The 19847-nt window shown below is 68.5% G+C and carries 16 protein-coding genes and 1 pseudogene; 6 read left to right on the forward strand and 11 right to left on the reverse strand.

Annotated elements, in window-relative coordinates:
• Window positions 1–22: 22 nt before the first annotated feature.
• The 4 genes from Q0568_RS05145 to Q0568_RS05160 all read right to left on the reverse strand — a co-directional run bounded on the left by Q0568_RS05145 (window position 23) and on the right by Q0568_RS05160 (window position 4534).
• Complete coding sequence (locus Q0568_RS05145; RefSeq protein ID WP_298863283.1) at window positions 23–1150, reverse strand: ABC transporter permease; 1128 nt, start codon at window positions 1148–1150, stop codon at window positions 23–25.
• A complete protein-coding gene (locus Q0568_RS05150; RefSeq protein ID WP_298863286.1) occupies window positions 1147–1950 on the reverse strand; it encodes an ATP-binding cassette domain-containing protein in 804 nt (267 codons plus the stop codon). Before Q0568_RS05150 ends, Q0568_RS05145 begins: the two co-directional genes overlap by 4 nt.
• Window positions 1947–2771, reverse strand: a complete 825-nt coding sequence (locus Q0568_RS05155) for an ABC transporter ATP-binding protein (RefSeq protein ID WP_298863289.1) — start codon at window positions 2769–2771, stop codon at window positions 1947–1949. The genes Q0568_RS05150 and Q0568_RS05155 overlap by 4 nt, the downstream gene beginning before the upstream one ends.
• Window positions 2772–2863: 92 nt before the next feature.
• Complete coding sequence (locus tag Q0568_RS05160) at window positions 2864–4534, reverse strand: ABC transporter substrate-binding protein (RefSeq protein WP_298863291.1); 1671 nt, start codon at window positions 4532–4534, stop codon at window positions 2864–2866.
• 167 nt (window positions 4535–4701) lie between these two features.
• Between Q0568_RS05160 and Q0568_RS05165 the strand changes: the two genes are divergently transcribed.
• Window positions 4702–5343, forward strand: coding sequence for a TetR/AcrR family transcriptional regulator (locus Q0568_RS05165; protein ID WP_298863295.1), 642 nt, complete (start codon window positions 4702–4704; stop codon window positions 5341–5343).
• A 158-nt stretch (window positions 5344–5501) separates the two neighbouring features.
• Here the strand turns inward: Q0568_RS05165 and Q0568_RS05170 are convergent.
• Window positions 5502–5873: pseudogene (locus Q0568_RS05170) on the reverse strand (MFS transporter); the annotation flags it as partial.
• A 74-nt stretch (window positions 5874–5947) separates the two neighbouring features.
• On the reverse strand, window positions 5948–6151 hold the full coding sequence (locus Q0568_RS05175; RefSeq protein ID WP_298863297.1) for a cold-shock protein: 204 nt from the start codon (window positions 6149–6151) through the stop codon (window positions 5948–5950).
• Window positions 6152–6540: 389 nt separating this feature from the next.
• Here Q0568_RS05175 and Q0568_RS05180 point away from each other — a divergent pair, with 389 nt between their 5' ends.
• Together Q0568_RS05180 and Q0568_RS05185 are read left to right on the forward strand one after the other, a co-directional pair.
• Window positions 6541–7755: an amidohydrolase gene (locus tag Q0568_RS05180; RefSeq protein WP_298863299.1), complete on the forward strand. Its 1215-nt coding sequence runs from the start codon at window positions 6541–6543 to the stop codon at window positions 7753–7755.
• A gap of 119 nt (window positions 7756–7874) precedes the next feature.
• Entirely contained in the window at window positions 7875–9131 is a 1257-nt protein-coding gene (locus Q0568_RS05185; protein ID WP_298863301.1) for an ATP-binding protein, read from the forward strand.
• A 4-nt stretch (window positions 9132–9135) separates the two neighbouring features.
• Here Q0568_RS05185 and Q0568_RS05190 read toward each other — a convergent pair whose 3' ends face one another.
• On the reverse strand, window positions 9136–9804 hold the full coding sequence (locus Q0568_RS05190; RefSeq protein ID WP_298863303.1) for a GTP pyrophosphokinase family protein: 669 nt from the start codon (window positions 9802–9804) through the stop codon (window positions 9136–9138).
• 143 nt (window positions 9805–9947) lie between these two features.
• On the opposite strand from Q0568_RS05190, the gene Q0568_RS05195 reads away from it, so the two are divergent.
• A complete protein-coding gene (locus Q0568_RS05195; protein ID WP_298863305.1) occupies window positions 9948–12038 on the forward strand; it encodes an APC family permease in 2091 nt (696 codons plus the stop codon).
• Between the two features lie 101 nt (window positions 12039–12139).
• Window positions 12140–12724, forward strand: coding sequence for a GNAT family protein (locus Q0568_RS05200; RefSeq protein WP_298863308.1), 585 nt, complete (start codon window positions 12140–12142; stop codon window positions 12722–12724).
• A gap of 123 nt (window positions 12725–12847) precedes the next feature.
• Here Q0568_RS05200 and Q0568_RS05205 read toward each other — a convergent pair whose 3' ends face one another.
• From Q0568_RS05205 to Q0568_RS05220, 4 genes are all read right to left on the reverse strand, one after another.
• Window positions 12848–14989 (reverse strand): heavy metal translocating P-type ATPase, encoded by a 2142-nt coding sequence (locus Q0568_RS05205; protein ID WP_298864132.1) that lies wholly within the window; start codon window positions 14987–14989, stop codon window positions 12848–12850.
• A 294-nt stretch (window positions 14990–15283) separates the two neighbouring features.
• Entirely contained in the window at window positions 15284–17584 is a 2301-nt protein-coding gene (locus Q0568_RS05210; protein ID WP_298863311.1) for a cation-translocating P-type ATPase, read from the reverse strand.
• A gap of 25 nt (window positions 17585–17609) precedes the next feature.
• Window positions 17610–17819 (reverse strand): heavy-metal-associated domain-containing protein, encoded by a 210-nt coding sequence (locus Q0568_RS05215; RefSeq protein WP_298863315.1) that lies wholly within the window; start codon window positions 17817–17819, stop codon window positions 17610–17612.
• A 91-nt stretch (window positions 17820–17910) separates the two neighbouring features.
• Window positions 17911–18939 (reverse strand): GGDEF domain-containing protein, encoded by a 1029-nt coding sequence (locus Q0568_RS05220; protein WP_298863318.1) that lies wholly within the window; start codon window positions 18937–18939, stop codon window positions 17911–17913.
• Window positions 18940–19131: 192 nt separating this feature from the next.
• On the opposite strand from Q0568_RS05220, the gene Q0568_RS05225 reads away from it, so the two are divergent.
• Window positions 19132–19842, forward strand: a complete 711-nt coding sequence (locus Q0568_RS05225) for an EAL domain-containing protein (RefSeq protein WP_298863321.1) — start codon at window positions 19132–19134, stop codon at window positions 19840–19842.
• Window positions 19843–19847 lie beyond the last annotated feature (5 nt).

A 19847-nucleotide genomic window follows, 5' to 3' on the forward strand; every position in this document is an offset into this window, starting at 1 on the left:
GTTCTGCGTGGGAGCGGTCATGTCAGGCCTCCGACTGCCGAGTGCGGGGATCGAGGATCGCGTAGGCGATGTCGGCCAGGATGTTGGCCACGAGCACCGCCAGGACCAGCACCAGGAAGATGCCCTGCATGAGGGCGAAGTCCTTGGCGTTGGTGGCGCTCAGCAGCAGCAGTCCGATGCCCGGATAGGAGAACACCATCTCCATCACGATGGTGCCGCCGACGATGAACCCCAGCGCCAGGGCGAAGCTCTGGATCTGCGGCAGCACGGCGTTGCGGGCGGCGTAGCGCCACAGCACGCGCCGGTTGGGCATGCCCTTGGCCTGCGCGACGGTGACGTAGTCCTCGTCGAGCACGGTGAGCATCATGTTGCGCATGCCCAGCACCCAGCCGCCCAGCGAGACCAGCACGATCGTGATGACCGGCAGCGCCGCGTGCGAGACCACCTGCGAGATGAAGTCCGGGTTCCACCCCGGCTCCACGCCCACCTCGTAGGCGTGGCCGGCGGGGAACCAGCCCAGAACGCTGGCGAACACGGCGATGAAGATCAGGCCGAGCCAGAAGTACGGCACGGTGCCCAGGAACGTGGTGATGGGCACCAGGGAGTCCAGGCCGCCGCCGCGCTTCCAGCCGATCACCGCGCCGAGCACGGTGCCGATGATGAACGAGATGACGGTGGCGACGCCGACCAGACCGAGCGTCCACGGCAGCGCCGAGGCGATGGCATCCCCCACCGGCGCCAGGCCCGTGGAGATGGAGAGGCCCAGGTCGCCGTGCAGCAGGTTCCCCCAGTAGTCCAGGTACTGTTGCCACAGCGGCACCGACTTGTCCAGGCCGAACAGCGCGCGCAGCGCCTTCTCGGCCTCCGGTGGCAGCTGACCCTGGCTCCGTGCCATGTACGTGTCGACCGCGTCGCCCTTCATGAGCCGCGGCAGGAAGAAGTTGATGGTGATGGCCGCCCACGCGGTGAACAGGTAGAACAGCACCCGTCCGCCGATGAACCGCCAGGGCACGCGGATGCTGCCGCGCTCCGCGCGTGTGGCGGTGGTGCCCACCAGTGTCGGGTCGAGGGGGGCGGCGGATGCCTGATCCGCCGCGGACTCGGCGGATGCCGCGCTCGCGGTCAGGTCGACGGACGTCGGGTCGCTCATCGCGCACCTCCTGCGGCGTGGGTCCGGAAGAACTCCTCCGGGTCGGGGGATGCCGCGCGCAGCTCGCGCGTGTACGGGTCCTCGGGATGCAGGATGACGTCATCGGCGGGGCCGTACTCCACGACCCTGCCCTGGTTGAGCACCATGATCTCGTCGCTGAAGTGCCGCGCGGTGGCCAGGTCGTGCGTGATGTACAGCACACCCAGGCCCTGCTCGCGCTGCAGGTCGGCCAGCAGGTTCAGCACGCCCAGGCGCAGCGAGACGTCCAGCATCGAGACCGGTTCGTCGGCGATCAGCATCACCGGACGGGATGCCAGGGCGCGGGCGATCGCGACGCGCTGGCGCTGCCCGCCGCTCAGCTCGTGCGGGCGGCGCTCGAGCACGGCATCCGGATCCAGCTTCACCCGCTCCAGCAGGCGGCGCACCTCGTCGTCGATCTCCTTGGCCGGCACGACCCGGTCCAGCTTCAGCGGACGCTCGATGTGGTGCCGGATGGAGTGGTACGGGTTCAGTGACGCGAACGGGTCCTGGAACACCATGCGCAGCTGCTGGCGGTAGCGGCGCAGCCCGCGGCCGCTGCGCGGGATGGGCGAGCCGTCCAGCAGGATCCGCCCGTGCGTGGGGGTCTCCAGCTGGGTGAGGATCTTCGCGATGGTCGACTTGCCGCTGCCGGACTGGCCGACCAGCCCGATGGTCTGGTGCGAGTGCAGGGTGAAGCTCACGTCGTCGAGGGCCTTCATCTGGCCCGACCCTCGCACGTTGTAGATCTTGGTGACGTTCTGGAACTCGAGGGTCGTCATCGCACCACCACTCCTCTCTCGCCGGTGAGGCGCGGGAACGAGCGCAGCAGGCTCTTCGTGTACTCGTGCTGGGGGTTCGTCCACAGCTCCCTGGCATCCGCCAGCTCGACGATCGCGCCCTCGCGCATGACGGCGATGCGGTCGCTGATCTCCAGCAGCAGCGGCAGGTCGTGGGTGATGAAGATCACCGAGAACCCGAACTCGTGCCGCAGCTGCGAGATCTGCTTGAGGATCTCGCGCTGCACCAGCACGTCCAGCGCCGTGGTGGGCTCGTCCATCACCATCAGCTGAGGGCGCAGGGCCAGCGCCATGGCGATCATGACGCGCTGCCGCATGCCGCCGGAGAGCTCGTGCGGGTACGAGCGCGCGCGCTGCGCGCCCACCTTCACGATCTCCAGCAGCTCGGCCACGGCGGCGCGGCGCTGCCTGCGCCCCAGCTGCGGACGGTGCACCTCGAACACGTCCTCCAGCTGCGAGCCGATGGTCGCTACCGGGTTGAGCGCGTTCATCGCGCCCTGGAACACCATCGAGATCTTGTCCCACCGGAAGCGCCGCATCTGCTCGGTCTCCAGCGAGTGGAGGTCGATGTCGGTGCCGTCCTCGTCGTGGAAGACGACGCTGCCGCCGGTGATCACGGCCGGCGGCTTGAGCAGGCGCTGCACGCCGTAGGCGAGGGTGGTCTTGCCGCTGCCGCTCTCACCGGCCAGGCCGATGATCTCGCCGCGGTGCACGTCGAGCGTGACATGCGTGACCGCCTCGACCGGAGGATCGACGTCGTACACGACCGAGAAGTCGCGTATCGAGAGGAGGGTGTCTGTCATGAGGTCGCTGCTTTCCAGGACGAGGTCCGCTTCGGCAGGCTCAGGGACCGCAGGGCGGGTCCCTGAGCCTGCCGAAGGGCCAGGGGAGTGCGTTACTTGACGGGCTTCAGCTTCATCAGCACCTGCACGGCCGTCGCCTGCGTCGGGTCGGCGGTGGCGTACGGGTCCTCCTCGCTGGGCCACCCGGTGTAGTTGCGGGTGTTGTACTGGCCGAGCATCGGGTGGGTGCCGATCGGGATGGCGGGGACGTCCTCGACGAAGATCTTCTCGATCTTGTTCAGCGCCTCGGTGCGGGTGGCCTCATCGGATGCCTGCGCGTACTCCTTCAGCAGCGCCGTGGCCTCGGGGTTGTTGTAGCGTCCGAAGTTGTCGGACACCTTGCCGCCGGAAGCCTGCTCCAGGTACGTGCCGTTCATCAGGTCGTCGTAGATGTGCCACGGGTTCGAGCCGGAGCCCGACCAGTGCAGCGCCGCCTCGAAGTTGCCGGTGGCCATGTTGGTGTTCCAGGTGTCGGCATCCGGGGTCGCAACCTTCGCGTCGGCGCCGAGCGTCTTCTTCACCTGGCTGGCCACCAGCTGGATGCCGGTGACGTAGTCGTTCCATCCCTGGGGGTCCTGCAGGGTGAACGAGACGGGCTGACCGGACGGGTTCATCAGCGCGCCGTCCTTCCAGGTGTAGCCGGCGTCGGTGAGCACCTTCTTGGCGCCGTCGACGTCGATCGAGAACTCCTTGTCCTTGTACTCCGGTGCGATGTACTGGTCGCCGGTGGGCTGCGGGATGCCGGTGACGTTCTTCAGCTCGGGACCGGCGTTGCTGCGCGCCTTCTCGGCGTGCGCCTTGCGGTCGACGACCATGTTGACGGCCTTGCGGAACGCGACGTCGTCGAACGGCGCCTTGGTGGTGTTGACCAGGATCATGTCGGGGCTGAGCACGTTGGCGCCCCAGAACACGTTGTGCTTGGGGTCCTTGTCGACGAAGTTGGTCTGGTAGTCGGTGATGAAGATCTGCGTCCAGTCGGCCTCCTTGCTCTGCAGCGCGCGCAGCAGGCCGGTGTTGTCGTTGTACTCCAGGTACTTCAGCTGAGCGACGGGGACCTTGCCGCCCCAGTAGTCGGTGCGGGCGTTGAGCACCACGCCCTGCGACGAGAAGCTCTTGATCGTGTAGGGGCCGGTGCCGATGGCATCCTTCACCGGGTCCTTGGTCGGGTCGGCGATGTCCTTCCACTGGTGCTCGGGGACGATGCTGACCTGCAGCACGTCGCCCTGCTTGACGAACTTCGACTCGCCGAAGGTCATGACGACGTTCTCGCCGTCCTTCTTGATGTCGGTGAGCTTCATGCCGCCGAGGTCGAGTGCGGGGGTGTTCTTGATGAGGTTGTAGGTGAAGATGATGTCGTCGGCCGTGAACGGTTTGCCGTCGTTCCACTTCACGTCCTTGCGCGGAGTGACGGTCAGCTGCGTGTAGTCGCTGTTCCACTCCACCTTGGAGGCCAGCCACGGGGTGGTCTCGTTCTTGCCGACGGGGTTGACCATCGCGAGGGGCTCGTAGATCATCCGGTCGTACGCCAGGGATGCCCCTGAGCCGGTGCCGATGAACGGGTTGTTGATCTGCGTGGAGAGAACGCCCGAGCCGTCCGGCTTGGCGATCGTCAGCGATCCACCGCCTTCGGCGCTGGGTGAGCTGCTGGATGAGCATCCGGTCAGCGCCATGGCACTGATCGCGGCGATCGCGGATGCCGCGATCAGATACTTCTTGAGCTTCATTGCTTCTCCTAGGGCACGGTGTCCTGGTGTCGGGAACGGCGAGCGGCGACGCTCGGGATCCATTCACTTACTGACGAGAAAGTGAACTGACGAGTAGATTACCTACTCGTCAGTAAGCTGGCAAGCGAGCATTATCAGACCGTTACACTCGCCCTGAGGGAGGAACCGTGCCGAAGGCCGAGCAGGACAAGCCCCGCAGTCGAGCGGCGCAGCTCAAGCGCGTCGAGATCCTGAAGGCCGCCGTCGACATCTTCGGCAGCAAGGGGTCCACCAACGGCACCCTCGCCGACGTCGCCGAGCAGGTCGGACTCACGCACGCCGGCGTGCTGCACCACTTCGGCTCCAAGCAGAGGCTGCTGCTGGAGGTGCTGGCCTATCGCGACCAGGCCGACGTGGCCGAGCTGCACGAGAGCCACATCCCCGGCGGGCTGGAGCTGTTCCTGCACCTGGTGCGGACCGCGTTCGTGAACGAGACCCGCCCCGGCATCGTGCAGGCGTACACCGTGCTGTCCTCCGAGTCCGTCACCGACGGACATCCGGGCCGGCCGTACTTCGAGGACCGGTACACGACCCTGCGCCGGGAGGTGAGCGAGGCGTTCGCCGTGCTGTGCGCGGCGGAGGGCGTGACCGACACGAGCACCGTCGCCGCGGCATCCGCCAGCATCCTGGCCGTCATGGACGGACTGCAGCTGCAGTGGCTGCTGCACCCCGAGGTCGTCGAGCTGGGTGCCGCCAGCGAGTTCGCGATCACCGCGATCGTGAACGCGGTGCTGCACCCCGCCCCTCCCCTGGAGTCGTACCCGCACTGACAGGGCCCATCCATACGGCGCAACCGGCCCTCTATTCCGCTGATCCAGGACGCCTCGCGCCACATGGACGGGCTTTCGCGGGTCAGAGCACGGGGCGGCGGTCCACCCGGTGGGCCAGCAGCAGGTGCACGACCAGGGAGAGCGTCAGCCGAGATCACCCGCCCGCTCATGGCCCACCCGTACCTCGGCGCCACGGCGACGACCAGGTTGCCGATCGCGAACACCGCCAGCGCGACGGCGATCGTGCGCTTGCGCTCGAACCTGCCGGTGAGCGCTCCGAGCAGAGGGCCTGCGACCGCGCTTGTCAGCGCGAAGACGCTCATCAGCTGCCCCGCCGCCGCTTCGTCGACACGCAGATCGCCCGCGATCTGCGGTAGCAGTCCCGTGAGGACGTAGCCGTCGATGCCCATGGAGAAGTTCGCGACGGAGAGCCACAGCAGTGCTGCGAAGCCGCCGGACCGCGTGTCGTCTCTCGCCACCGATCCATCCTCGCAGAGCGCGGCCTCCGCCCGGCACCCACACCCGGCCACGGGATGCCGGACAGCACCGGAGACACGGAACCGGCCCGGACTCGATGGTCCGGGCCGGTTCTGCGTCGCTTCGATCAGAGCGGGCGGATGTTCATCGCCTGCATGCCCTTGGGGCCGCGCTCGGCGTCGAATTCCACCTTCTGATTCTCTGTGAGCTCCCGGAAGCCCGACGCGGCGACCGCCGAGAAGTGGGCGAAGAGATCGGCAGAGCCGTCGTCAGGGGCGATGAAGCCGAAGCCCTTCTCCGAGTTGAACCATTTCACAGTGCCCGTGGCCATGTGTCTACTTCTTCCTGTTGTCGCGGCCGTCGATACGGCCGTGTGCGTCGCACCGGATGTCGGCGGACACGATTCTCATCCCCGGTCGGAGACGGACGATGGAGTCGCAATGCCGGGGATCGGCGCGCGACGTGGACATTCGGGCGATGGTGAGGATCGCCGGGGTGAGAGAGATTCACCACGACCTCCAGAGTGGAGGACACGCCACCGTATCACGCGCGCCTGCGAGAAACTCGCCGATCGGGCGACGGGTCCCTCTCAGCCATGGCCGCGCCGCATCCGACTTCCCGTCATACCATCCGGTGAGCCCGTGATCCCGCAGTTCCGTGACGGCGCCGATCACGGGGATCGGCTGACATCCCGGCATCCGTCCGCTCTATGCTCGCCTCATGAGCATCGATCTCGAGTCGCTGTACATCGACCTGCATCGCAACCCCGAGCTGTCCTTCCAAGAGACCCGCACGGCCGGGATCGCCGCCAGGCACCTGCGCGATCTGGGCCTGGAGGTGGCCGAGGGCGTCGGCACCACCGGCATCGTGGCAGTGCTGCGCAACGGCAACGGCCCCACCGTGTGGCTGCGCGCCGACATGGATGCGCTGCCGGTGACCGAGGAGACCGGGCTGCCCTATGCGTCCACGGCCACCGGGACGGATCCCGACGGCGAGCACGTCGGTATCATGCACGCCTGCGGGCACGACATGCACGTGACCGCCATGATCGGAGCCGTCGAACAGCTCGTCGCCCAGCGCGCGGAGTGGTCGGGCACCGCGGTCATCGTCATCCAGCCCGCTGAGGAGCTGGGAGCCGGCGCCCGCGCCATGCTCGACGACGGCGCACTGGACCGCTTCCCCCGGCCGGATGTCGTGCTGGGCCAGCACGTAGGACCGCTGCCTGCAGGCACGGTGGGGCTGCGCCCGGGCCCGCAGATGTCAGCATCCGATGGTCTGAAAGTGGTGCTGCACGGCCGCGGCGGGCATGGCTCCCGCCCGGAGTCGACGATCGACCCGATCGTGATGGCCGCCTCGACGATCATGCGCCTGCAGACCGTGGTCTCGCGCGAGACCGACCCGGCACTTCCCGTGGTGGTGACGGTGGGCTCCGTGCACGCCGGAACGAAGAACAACATCATCCCCGCCGATGCCACGCTGCAGCTGAGCCTGCGCTACCCGAACGACGAAGTGCGCGAGAAGGTGCTGAAGAAGGTGGAGCGCGTCGTGCGCGCGGAATCCGCGGCATCCGGCGCCGAGCGCGAGCCTGATATCGACACCCTGCACACGCTTCCGGCAACCATCAACGATGCGGATGCCGCAGCCCGGGTCACTGCTGCGTTCCAGGCGGGCTTCGGCGAGCAGGCCGTGCTCGACCCGGGGCTGCTCACCGGCAGCGAGGACGTGTCGTGGTTCGCCCGGGATGCCGGCGTGCCGCTGGTGTTCTGGTTCTGGGGCGGCGCCGACCCGGCGGCGTTCGGTGCGGCGATGGCGAAGGGCACCGTCGAGGAGGACATCCCCACCAATCACTCGCCGTTCTTCGCCCCGCTCATCCACCCCACCATCGAGGTCGGCGTGAAGGCGCTGGTGACCGCGGCCCGGGAGTTCCTGGCCTGAACAGAGACACCCGCAGTGCCTGCAGAACGGCGACGGTAGGTCTGCAGAACGGCAACGAGAGGCTTGTAAAACGGCAACGGCAGGCCTGCAGAACGGCAGAGTTGTGCTAAATTCACCGCATGTCACTGTTGCGTCGCAATGCTGCCGCGCTGGCCGCGGAGATCATGGCGACATCGCCGATCACCGTGCTCTCCGGCGCAAGACAGGTCGGCAAGAGCACCCTCATGCAGCAACTCGCAAGCAACCGGGACGCGCGCATCGTGTCGCTCGATTCCGCCGTGGACCGGGCCGCCGCCGAACGCGACCCTGACGGATTCGCGCAGCAGCATCCATCAGGCACCCTTGCGATCGATGAGATCCAGCGCGTTCCGAAGCTACTCATCGCTGTGAAACACGCGACTGATCTGAATCGGACTCCCGGGCGCTTCATCCTCACAGGATCTGCCGATCTGCTCACCATTCGTGGCGGTCAGGAGAGCCTCGCAGGTCGCGCTCAGACAGTTGCCCTCGACGGTCTGAGCCGCGGCGAGATCGAAGGCACGACCGAGGACTTCGCCCACTATGCCTGGAATCTGCCGAACGGGGCCGTCCTTCGGGATGTCCCGGATATCTCCCGTCGCGACTACCTCGAACTGAGCTCGCGCAGCACGTTCCCCGAGATCCGTGATCTGACGTCCCGCCAGCAGGTTCGATGGCTGAACAACTACTCAGAGCGCGTACTGTCGAAAGACGCGGCGGAAGTGTCCGGCATCCAGCATCCGGATCGTCTCCGTCCTCTGCTCCAGCTGATCGCTGCGGAGAACGCCACCGAGTTTGTCGCCGCCCATGTTGCGCGTCAGCTCGACATCCCGCCCCGCAGCGTCCCCGCCTACCTCCGCGCATTGCGCGATGTCTTCCTTGTGCGGGAGCTTCCCGCGTGGGGTGCCAACCTCAGCAGGCGCGTCATCTCGAAACCCAAGGTGAGCATCGCCGATCCGGGGCTGGCCGCCGCGCTCAGCGGGGCCGACATCGATGGCCTCGAACGTGACATTGCCGGAGCGCTCACCGGCGGGCTGGTCGAGGGGTTCGTCACCTCAGAGATCGCGAAGCAACGGACATGGTCCGCTATCGACACCCGTCTCCATCACTTCCGCGACAGCGGCGGACGCGAAGTCGACCTGGTGCTGGAGAATCCTCGGCGTGAGGTCGTCGGCGTCGAAGTGAAGGCCACCAGCTCTATCACCGCACGGCACTTCCGCGGCCTCGAGTTCCTGCGCGACTCGCTCGGTGCGGCGTTCGTTGCCGGCGTGGTCCTCTACACGGGACACAGATCCCTGCGATTCGGCGACCGGCTCTGGGCACTGCCCATCGGTTCCCTCTGGCGCGCGACGGTCTGAGCGCCTATGCCTCCAGCACCCGGTGGTTGATCTGGAGGGCCTCGCGGTGCAGCCGCTCCATCTGCAGGTCCAGCTCGCCCGCGGTCTCGGCCGCGTCGGTGAGGCGCTGCACCAGGTGCGCGGGCACGCGGCCGTCGAACTTGTAGTGGATCTTGTGCTCCAGACTCGCCCAGAAGTCCATTGCGATGGTGCGGAACTGCACCTCGACGGGCACCTGGATCGGACCGGTGGACAGGAACACCGGCACCTCGACGATGACGTGCAGACTGCGGTAACCGTTGGGCTTGGGCTGGGCGATGTAGTCCTTCACGATGCGGACGGTGATGTCATCCTGCCGGGTGAACAGCTCGAACAGCCGGTACACGTCGCTGACGAAGCTGCAGGTCACTCGCACGCCGGCGATGTCGGTGATCTCGCCGCGGATGGTCTCGAAGTCCGGCTCGATTCCCTTGCGCGCGACCTTCTCGACGATCCCATCGGGTGACTTGAGCCGACTGGAGACGTGCTCGATGGGATTGTAGGCGTGCAGGTGGGTGAACTCGTCGCGCAGGATCGAGATCTTCGTCTCGACCTCGCGCATGCCGAACTCGTACTCGCGCAGGAACCGCTGGAACTGGTCGCGGAGCTGCTTCGCCTGGGCGATCGCGGCGTCGTCGACGGGGACCGTGCTCATGCCGATGACGTTACGCCGTCGCGTTCGGAATGCGCTGGAAGCAGCGGATGCTGGGGCGCCTCGCGAGCGCTGCGTCTACCGGCAGCGCGGTGCAGATGCCGCCACCGGGTCCGCCGTGTTGCACGCCCGTCACGGCAGGCGTAATGTCGCCGGTCGTGGCACACGATGGCCGCGAGCCGGGGGATGCCCCGCAGCTCGCCAAACGCATCCTCCTCGGCGAACCGCTGACGACCGAACAGGTCAACGATCAGCTGCTCCCCAAGCGCATGGCGCTGCCGATCTTCGCATCCGACGCGCTGAGCTCGGTGGCCTACGGGCCGCAGGAAATGCTGATGATCATGCTCATCGGCGGAACCGCGCTGATGACGCTGAGCCCGCTGGTCGCTGCGGCCGTGGTGCTGCTGCTGATCGTGGTGGTGCTCAGCTATCGGCAGATCATCAAGGCCTACCCCTCCGGTGGCGGCGACTTCGAGGTGACGCAGAAGAACCTCGGCGAGGTGCCATCGGTGATCGTGGCCGCCGCCCTGCTCGTGGACTACATCCTCACGGTGTCGGTGTCCATCGCCTCGGGCGTGGACAACATCATCTCCGCCGTGCCCGTGCTCAACAACTGGCGCGTGGAGATGGCTGTCGGATTCGTCGCCCTGATCGTCATCGTCAACCTGCGAGGCGTGCGCGAGGCATCCGCAGTCTTCGCCATCCCCACCTACGTGTTCATCGGATCGGTGGGCGTGATGATCGTCACGGCGCTGGTGCGCACCGTGCTGGGCGATGCGCCGGTGGCTGCCAGCGCCGCCTACACGATGCATGCGGAGAGCCTCAGCCAGGCAGCCATCGTGCTGTTGATCCTGCGGGCCTTCTCCAGCGGATGCTCGGCCCTGACCGGCGTGGAAGCCGTCTCCAACGGCGTGCCGGCGTTCCGCGTGCCGAAGATCCGCAACGCCAAGACGACCCTGGCGATGATGGGCTCGATCGCCGCCCTGCTGTTCGCAGGGCTCACCGCCGTCGCGCTGATCTCGGGCGTCAAGTACGCCGAGGATCCCTGCCAGCTGGTCGGCTACACCTGCGGCACCCCGCAGCAGAGCCTGATGGCGCAGGTGGCATCCGCCACGTTCGGTGCGGGCAGCATCGCGTTCTTCATCATCCAGGCGGCCACCGCCTGCGTGCTGCTGCTGGCCGCCAACACGGCGTTCAACGGCTTCCCGCTGCTGGGTTCGGTGCTGGCGCGCGAGGGCTACGCCCCGAAGGCGCTGAACACCCGGGGCGACCGGCTGGTGTTCTCCAACGGCATGATCGTGCTGGGCCTCGCCGCAGTGGTGGTGCTGGTGGTGTTCCAGGCGAACCTCACCAACCTCATCCAGCTGTACATCATCGGCGTCTTCGTGTCGTTCTCGCTGGGCCAGATCGGCATGGTGCGGCATTGGAAGCGCGTGCTGCACGAGACGCACGCGCGTCCGCTCAGCGAGGTGGCCGATGAACGACGCGGCGCCGTCACCGGCCTGGTGATCAACATGATGGGCGCGATCATGACCGTGACCGTGCTCGTGATCGTGACGATCACGAAGTTCACGCACGGCGCGTGGATGGTGTTCTTCGCCATCCCGGTGCTGGCCGTGCTGATGCTGGGCGTGAAGCGCTACTACCGCGACGTGGAGCACGAGATCTCGATCGACGACACCACGCACTTCGGCTCCAGCGGCGACGTGGCCATCGTGCTGGTGAGCAGGCTGCAGAAGCCCGTCATCAAGGCGCTGGACTACGCCATCGCCGCCCAGCACGACAAGACCATCGCCCTGCACATCGCCCTCACCCCCGAGGACGGCAAGGAGCTTCAGCGTCAGTGGCAGCAGCACAACATCCCCGTGCCGCTGGTCATCGTCGACTCCCCGTACCGCACGTTCGCGCAGCCGGTGGAGCACTTCATCCGCCAGTATCGCGAGAAGCATGGTCCGAGCGTGATCACCGTGTACCTGCCGCAGTACATCGTGGGGCACTGGTGGGAGTCGCTGCTGCACAACCGGCGCTCCCGCCGTATCGCCGCGCAGCTGATGATGGTGCACGGCGTGACCATCACCCTGGTGCCGTGGCTGCTGGACTCCTCCGAGCTCATCTACGGCCGAAGGTCGCGCCCACTGCCGGGTCAGCAGCGCTCCGGCCGCCCGGTGGTGCTGTACGGCACGCCGCCGAGCGGGCGCCGCGCGCAGCGACCGGCGGGCCCGCCGGACCAGGGCTGAGCAGCGTCCGGCATCCGCTCGTCTCGGCCGTGCCGGCCGCCGCTCTCGGACCGCGCTCGGATCGCTCGGTGCGCGGCGAGGCCCGGCACTACGCTGACGAGATGGTCGAACTGCACGAGCTCCCTTGGCCGATCCGCACCGAGCGGCTGGTGATCCGTCCGCTGGAGGATGCCGATCTCGGGGCCGTCTGGGCCTTCCGTCGGCTACCGGAGGTGAACCGCTGGCTGGGCCGTGCACCCGCCACCCGAGAGGCGTTCGATGAGACGTACTCCGATCCGAAGCGTCGCGCGATCACGCTCGTGATCGAGCTGCCGGATGCCGCGGGCACGAGCATCATCGGCGATCTCATGCTGAAGATCGAGGACGGCTGGGCGCAGGCCGAGGCAGCGCGCGCCGCCCGGGGCGTGCAGGCGGAGCTGGGCTGGGTGCTCGCCCCGGCGTACGCGGGGCGGGGCTACGCGACCGAGGCCGTCGGGGCCATGATCGACCTGTGCTTCGGGGCGCTCGGACTGCGCCGCGTGCATGCCGGGTGCTTCGCGGCCAACGAGCCGTCGTGGCGACTGATGGAGCGGCTCGGCATGCGCCGCGAGGAGGAGAGCCGGCAGACGGCGCTGCACCGTTCGGGCGAGTGGATGGACGGCCTGAACTACGCGCTGCTGGCCGACGAGTGGCCCGGCCGGCGCTGACGTCGGCGCACGACACCTCGCCGAGTGCACGACACCTCGCCGAGCGCACGGGTTGTTCGCGTGAATGTCCCGTGCACTAGGCGAGGTCCCGTGCTGTCGACGGGAAGGGGGAGGTCGGGAGGGTCAGCGACCGGGGCGGAGGTCCAGGCGGCGCAGCACCTGGGCGTTGAGCGCCACGACGATGGTCGACAGGCTCATCAGCACGGCGCCGACCGACATCGGCAGCACGAACCCGACGGGCGCCAGCACGCCGGCCGCCAGCGGCACCGAGATGAGGTTGTAGCCGGCCGCCCACCACAGGTTCTGCTTCATCTTGCGGTAGCCGGCCTGCGACAGGTCGATCACGGAGACCACGGAGCGCGGATCGTCGGAGGCCAGGATGACACCTGCCGAGGCGATCGCGACGTCGGTGCCCGCCCCGATCGCGATGCCGACGTCGGCCTGCGCGAGCGCCGGGGCGTCGTTCACGCCGTCGCCGACCATCGCGACCTTCTTGCCCTCGTGCTGCAGCTCGGCGACCTTGGCGGACTTGTCCTCGGGCCGCACGCCGGCGAACACCCGCTGGATGCCCAGTTCACCGGCCACCGCGTGCGCGACGGCTTCGGCATCCCCCGTGATCATGACCACCTCGACGCCCCGGCGCTGCAGAGCCTCGACGGCCTCGCGGGATTCAGGGCGGATCTCGTCGGCGAGCCTCAGCCCGCCGATCACCCGCCCGTCGCGCACGACATGCAGGATGATCGCGCCCTCAGCGCGCCAGTGCGCGGCATCCGGCACCTCGTCGGCGCCGATCTCGGCGAGCATGTACGGCCCGCCGACGCGGATCTCGTGCCCGTCGACGGTGGCGGTCACGCCGACAGCGGGCGAGGAGGAGAAGCCGGTCGCGGTCAGCTGTGTGCGGGGTCCCTGAGCCGGACCCACACGCCCCGGAGACTCCGGGCGGCGCGAAGCGACGGCTGGAGTGGTGCGTGGGGAACGAAGGGCCGCGCGCACGATCGCCGTGGCCAGCGGATGCTCGCTGTCGGCCTCCGCGGCGGCGGCCAGCGCCAGCACGTCGTCGGCATCCCAGCCGGGCACCGGCGCGATGCCGGTGACGGTGGGCTCGCCCCTGGTGAGCGTGCCGGTCTTGTCGAACAGCACGGCGTCGATGTCACGCATGGTCTCCAGCGCCAGCCGGTCCTTCACGAGCACGCCGGCGCGGGCCGCGCGCTCGGTCGCGATGGAGACCACCAGCGGAATGGCCAGGCCCAGAGCGTGCGGGCAGGCGATCACGAGCACGGTGATGGTGCGCACGACGGCCTCATCCGGCATCCCGACCAGCGTCCAGACGATCGCGGTGATGGCGGCGGCACCCAGAGCGAACCAGAACAGCCAGGCGGCCGCACGATCGGCGATGCGCTGCGCGCGGGAGCTGGACGCCTGCGCGTCGGCGACGAGCCTGCGGATGCCGGCCAGCGCCGTGTCGTCGCCGGTGGCGGTCACCTCTACACGCAGACCGGAGTCGGTCGCGACCGTGCCTGCGGTCACGTGGTCGCCGGCGGTGCGGCTCACCGTGCGGGACTCCCCAGTCAACATGGACTCGTCGAGGTCGGCGCGACCGTCGACGATCACGCCGTCGGCGGGGATGCTGCCACCCGGGCGAACCAGCACGACATCGCCTGTCTTCAGGTCAGCCGGGCTGACCACGGTGCCGTCCACCAGTTCGGCCTCATCGGGCAGCAGGGCCGCGAGCGAGTCCAGCGCGGAGGTCGTCTGTGCGAGCGAGCGCATCTCCAGCCAGTGGCCGAGCAGCATGATCACGATCAGCAGCGCCAGCTCCCACCAGAACTCGAGTTCGTGGTGCAGGATGCCCAGGGTCGCGCCCCACGATGCCAGGAACGCCACCGTGATGGCCAGGCCGATCAGCAGCATCATGCCCGGGCGGCGGGATCTGAGCTCGGAGACAGCGCCGGTGAGGAACGGGCGACCGCCCCACACGTACATGACCGTGCCGAGGACCGGGGCGACCCAGGTCGCCCACGCGGGGACCGTGTAGCCGAGGATCATCGCGAACATGCCGCTGAACGCGACGACGGGGATCGCGATCAGCAGGTTGATCCAGAACAGCCGCCGGAACTGTCCGGCGTGGTCGCCGTGGCCGGCGTGGCCGGCGTGGTCGCCGTGGCCCGCGTGGTCCGCGTGTGCCTCGTTGCCGGCATCGGATCCGTGGGCCTCGTGGCCGGCGTGAGCGGGGTGGCCGACGTGTTGGGCATCCCCCTCAGGCATCCCCTCGTGCGATGAGGAATGCGCGTCCATCGTGCGCGCTTCGTGAACATGCTCGGTGTGGTCGTGCGGGTCCATCGGGCCTCCTCGGTATCCGGAGCCGGCTGAACCGGCCCATGATAGCTCCAACCCACATACCCGCATGGGGTATTCCCGAGACTGTCCGGCAGTGGCGCGCGCCGGGTGCACGGGATGTTGCCGAGCGCACGGGTTGTTCGCGCGAACTTCCGGTGCACTCGGCGAGGTCCCGTGCTGTCGACGACGACTGGGGCGCGCACGTGCGCGTCACGTCGCACGTCAGCGGAAGGTGCGCAGACGCAGGCTGTTGCCGACGACGAACACGCTCGAGAACGCCATGGCGGCCCCCGCGAGCATGGGGTTCAGCAGGCCGAGCGCGGCCAGCGGGATCGCGGCGGTGTTGTACGCGAACGCCCAGAACAGGTTGCCCTTGATCGTGCCGAGCGTGCTGCGCGAGAGGCGGATGGCATCGGCTGCCGCCCGCAGATCGCCGCGCACGAGAGTGATGTCGGATGCTTCGATCGCGACATCCGTGCCGGTGCCCATGGCCATGCCGAGGTCGGCCTGCGCGAGCGCGGGAGCGTCGTTGACGCCGTCGCCGACCATCGCGACGACGCGGCCCTCGCCCTGCAGCTGCGAGACCACGGCGACCTTCTCTGCGGGCAGCACTTCGGCGATCACGCGGTCGATCCCGACCTGCGCGGCGATGTGCCGCGCGGCCTGCTGGTTGTCGCCGGTGAGGAGCACAGGAGTGAGTCCGAGCGCCTTCAGCCGCGCGACGGCCTCGGCACTGGTGGCCTTGACCTCGTCAGCCACGACGATCAGGCCGCGGGCTTCGCCGCCCCAGGCGACCAGCACGACCGTCTGGCCGGCGGACTCGGCGTCCGCCTTCGCCTGCAGCAGCTCGGCCGACGGATGCAGCGACCACTCCTCCAGGAGCGACAGCCGCCCCACGACCATGGCGTGCCCCTCGACGACGCCCGTGACACCGCGGCCCTCGTGGTTCTGGAACGACTCCACGGCCGGCAGGGCTGTCACGGATTCCTGACGGGCCGGTTCGCCGACGGCGTGTCCAGCATCGACACGCCGCCCGGTGGTCGCACCGTCAGTGATCCGTGACGCCGCAGCAGCGACGGCCCGGGCGATGGGGTGCTCGCTGGCGTGCTCGATGGCGCCGGCCAGGCGCAGCAGCTCACCGGCATCCGTCCCCGCCTCGGGCACGACGGAGGCGACCGACATCCGCCCCTCGGTGACGGTTCCGGTCTTGTCGAGCACGATCGTGTCGACGCGGCGGGTGGACTCCAGCACCTCCGGGCCCTTGATCAGGATGCCGAGCTGCGCGCCGCGCCCGGTGCCGACCAGCAGCGCGGTGGGCGTGGCCAGTCCCAGCGCGCACGGGCAGGCGATGATGAGCACCGCGACCGCGGCGGTGAACGCCATCGACGGCCCGAAGCCGAGCAGCAGCCACGCGGCCAGCGTCACCAGGGCGATGCCGATCACGATCGGCACGAAGATCCCCGAGATGCGGTCAGCCAGGCGCTGCACCTCGGCCTTGCCGGTCTGCGCGTCCTCGACCAGGCGCGCCATCTGCGCGAGCTGCGTGTCGGCGCCCACGCGAGTGGCGCGCACCACGAGCCGACCGCCGGCGTTCACGGTGGCGCCGGTCACGGCATCCCCCGCCGCCACCTCGACCGGCACGGACTCGCCGGTGATCATCGACTGGTCCACGGCGGAGGTCCCCGAGACGACGACGCCGTCGGTGGCGATCTTCTCGCCGGGGCGCACGACGAACTCGTCGCCCACGCGCAGCTCGGCGATCGGAATGCGCACCTCGGCGCCCGCCCGCAGCACCGCGACGTCCTTCGCACCGAGCTCCATCAGCGCGCGCAGCGCCGCTCCCGCCTGTCGCTTGGCGCGCTTCTCGAAGTACCGCCCGGCCAGCACGAACATGGTCACGCCGGCGGCGACCTCGAGGTAGATGCTGCCCGCGCCGTCAGTGCGCGTGATCGCGAAAGAGAACTCGTGGGTCATCCCCGGCATCCCGGCCGTGCCGAGGAACAGCGCGTACAGCGACCACAGGAACGCCGCCGAGGTGCCCAGGCTGATCAGGGTGTCCATGGTGGCCGCGCCGTGGCGGAGGTTGACCCAGGCCGCATGGTGGAACGGCCAGGCCGCCCACACGATCACCGGTGCGGCGAGTGCCAGCGAGGCCCACTGCCAGTACGTGAACTGCAGCGCGGGGATCATCGCCAGCAGGATCACCGGCACGCTCAGCACGATCGCGCCGACCAGCCGCTGCCGCAGGGAGCGCAGCTCCGGATCCTCATCGACCCGGGAATCGACCGGGTCGGGCTCGGCCTTCGGAACGGATGCCGTGTACCCGGCGTTCTCGACCGTGGTGATCAGCAGCGCGGCATCCAGCGGACCGTCGACCGTGACCTGCGCCTTCTCGGTGGCGTAGTTGACGGTCGCGGTGACGCCGTCGAGCCGGTTGAGCTTCTTCTCGATGCGCATGGCGCACGAGGCGCAGGTCATGCCGCCGATCTCCAGATCGATGCGGGACGCGTCTGCGATGGTCATGGCGATGCTCCTCGAGAAGAATCGATCAGGCGGCGACCGCGGAGTAGCCTGCCTCGTCGACGGCGGCGATGACGGCGTCCGAATCCAGAGCGGATGCCGAAGTGATGACCAGCCTGCCGGTCTGCGCGCTCACGTCGACGCTCTCGACGCCGGCGATCTGCGATACCTCTTCGCGCACGGACATCTCGCAGTGCCCGCAGGTCATCCCGGTCACCTGGAACTCGGTGGTGGTCATGGTCTCTCCTCTGTTCGAGTACCCCCGCAGGGTACGTGAATCAGCGTATCACTAATACCCTATGGGGGTATAGGAGGAAGACCGGATGCCGTCAGACTCCGCGCTTGTTGCGGTACATCGCGGCATCCGCGCGACGCACGCCCTCCTCCATGGGTTCGCCGGGGCGCATCTCGGTCACGCCCCACGACCACGGGTGACCGGCGAGCTGCCGCATGCCTGCCAGCATCCGCTCGGCGTCGTCGGCGGGCGTGTCCGGCAGCATCATGATGAATTCGTCGCCGCCGAGGCGGCCGACCAGGTCGCCGGCGCGCGAGAGCGAGACCCACTGCGCGACGAGGCTCTTCAGCACCGCGTCGCCGGCGTCATGCCCCTCCTCGTCGTTGACCTCCTTGAAGCGATCCAGGTCCAGCACCGCGATCGACAGCGGCCGCTTCGAGCGGTTCGCGCGACGCATCGCCTCGGCCAATTGCGCGGTGAAGCCGCGCCGGTTCAGGGCGCCGGTCAGCGCATCGGTGTGCGCCTCGATGCGCACGCGGTGGCGCACGAAGAACCCGATCTCCAGGCACAACCAGGTCAGCAGCACTGCTCCGGCGATGTTCTGCACCCCGAACAGCCCCGTGCCCAGCACTCCTTCGATCCTGGGGCCGCCGAACGGGCCGAATCGTATGGCTGCGGCGACCGATGCCACGATGACGAGCTCCAGCGCTCGGCCGATGCGGACGCCGAAGAACCAGGCGAGGTAGACCGCCATGACCGGCAGCTCCTGGATGGCCGCGACGGCGTTCTGACGCTCGTGGGAGAAGCCCAGGTAATAGACCGACACGACGGCATGAGCCACCACCAGCAGCAGCCCGGTCCATTTGGGCAGACGCACCCCCATCACCAGCACCAGCACCACCGGCACCAGGCAGGCGATCATCAGCCCTGCCGCTGTCGCCACCTCTGCGCGGGCGAGGTCTGGGTCGAAGAGCTCGAAGCCCTCCAGCACGGCGAAGTACAGGCAGAGGACCGCCGTCACCAGGGACTGGATCGAGGTGCGCTGACGCACCCGCTGGATCCACCCCAGCCGCAACCAGGACAGCTCCTGACTGTCGGCGGCCCGAATGCCCTGCTCGACCACGACGAATACCCCTTCCCCAGCGCGCCCCTTCCGCGTGCTGGATGTCAGATTACCCTGCACCCCGGACAGACGTCGATGACGACTTCGACGAAAGTCGATAGTGGCGGGAAGTCGTCACAGAAGGCTACTCCGCCGGTCACGCAGCGAATACACTGAACCGTGATCTTCACCCCCACCGAACACGGGAGCCGCATGAGACGCACCGTGGACGCCACAGCGCACTTCCAGCCCATCGTTGACCTGCGATCATCTCGCGTGGTCGGCTTCGAGGCGCTGGCGCGCTTCGACGACGGCGTCTCGCCTCTGGAGCACCTGCGCGCCGCAGAAGAGGTCGGGCAGCGCGAGGATCTGGAGCTGCGCCTCATCGAGATGGCCGTGGAGGCCGCATCCGCTCTCCCGGTCTCGTCGTTCGTGACGCTGAACGCATCGGGCGGCACGATGACCGACCCGTTCCTGGCCGAGGTCCTGCAGCGCGCCGAGCGCTCGTGGGGTCTGGAGCTGTTCGAGGGCTCGGCACCGAGCGAGTGCGTGGCCGTGCGAGAGCAGGTCGATCGTCTCGGGGGCTTCCTGCTGATCGACGATGCCGGAACGGACTTCTCGGACGAGGACCGCATCCGGCAGCTGCGGCCGGACATCGTCAAGATCGACGGGGATCTCTTCCGGCGATCATTCGACGACACCCCGGCCTGCGAGCTGATCCGCGGCGTCGTCGCGGCCGCCCACGAGGTGGACGCACGGATTCTGGTCGAAGGCGTCGAGGATGCCCATCAGCTGGAGACGATCGTCGCCCGCGGTGCGGGCCTCGCCCAGGGCTACCACCTGGGTCGCCCCGCACCCATCGAGGGCGTCCCCGCCATGCTGGCCGATCTGCAGCTGCGGCTCGGGATGGATGCCGACCTCTGATCGGG

Source organism: uncultured Microbacterium sp., from assembly GCF_937927635.1.
GTDB lineage: Bacteria > Actinomycetota > Actinomycetes > Actinomycetales > Microbacteriaceae > Microbacterium.

Coding starts and splice junctions, on each gene's coding strand:
- Q0568_RS05185 (WP_298863301.1), top strand. CDS start 7,875: ATGTCACTGTTGCGTCGCAATGCTGCCGCGCTGGCCGCGGAGATCATG.
- Q0568_RS05155 (WP_298863289.1), bottom strand. CDS start 2,771: ATGACAGACACCCTCCTCTCGATACGCGACTTCTCGGTCGTGTACGAC.
- Q0568_RS05160 (WP_298863291.1), bottom strand. CDS start 4,534: ATGAAGCTCAAGAAGTATCTGATCGCGGCATCCGCGATCGCCGCGATC.
- Q0568_RS05225 (WP_298863321.1), top strand. CDS start 19,132: ATGAGACGCACCGTGGACGCCACAGCGCACTTCCAGCCCATCGTTGAC.
- Q0568_RS05210 (WP_298863311.1), bottom strand. CDS start 17,584: ATGACCATCGCAGACGCGTCCCGCATCGATCTGGAGATCGGCGGCATG.
- Q0568_RS05190 (WP_298863303.1), bottom strand. CDS start 9,804: ATGAGCACGGTCCCCGTCGACGACGCCGCGATCGCCCAGGCGAAGCAG.
- Q0568_RS05150 (WP_298863286.1), bottom strand. CDS start 1,950: ATGACGACCCTCGAGTTCCAGAACGTCACCAAGATCTACAACGTGCGA.
- Q0568_RS05200 (WP_298863308.1), top strand. CDS start 12,140: ATGGTCGAACTGCACGAGCTCCCTTGGCCGATCCGCACCGAGCGGCTG.
- Q0568_RS05175 (WP_298863297.1), bottom strand. CDS start 6,151: ATGGCCACGGGCACTGTGAAATGGTTCAACTCGGAGAAGGGCTTCGGC.
- Q0568_RS05180 (WP_298863299.1), top strand. CDS start 6,541: ATGAGCATCGATCTCGAGTCGCTGTACATCGACCTGCATCGCAACCCC.
- Q0568_RS05215 (WP_298863315.1), bottom strand. CDS start 17,819: ATGACCACCACCGAGTTCCAGGTGACCGGGATGACCTGCGGGCACTGC.
- Q0568_RS05145 (WP_298863283.1), bottom strand. CDS start 1,150: ATGAGCGACCCGACGTCCGTCGACCTGACCGCGAGCGCGGCATCCGCC.
- Q0568_RS05205 (WP_298864132.1), bottom strand. CDS start 14,989: ATGCCTGAGGGGGATGCCCAACACGTCGGCCACCCCGCTCACGCCGGC.
- Q0568_RS05195 (WP_298863305.1), top strand. CDS start 9,948: ATGTCGCCGGTCGTGGCACACGATGGCCGCGAGCCGGGGGATGCCCCG.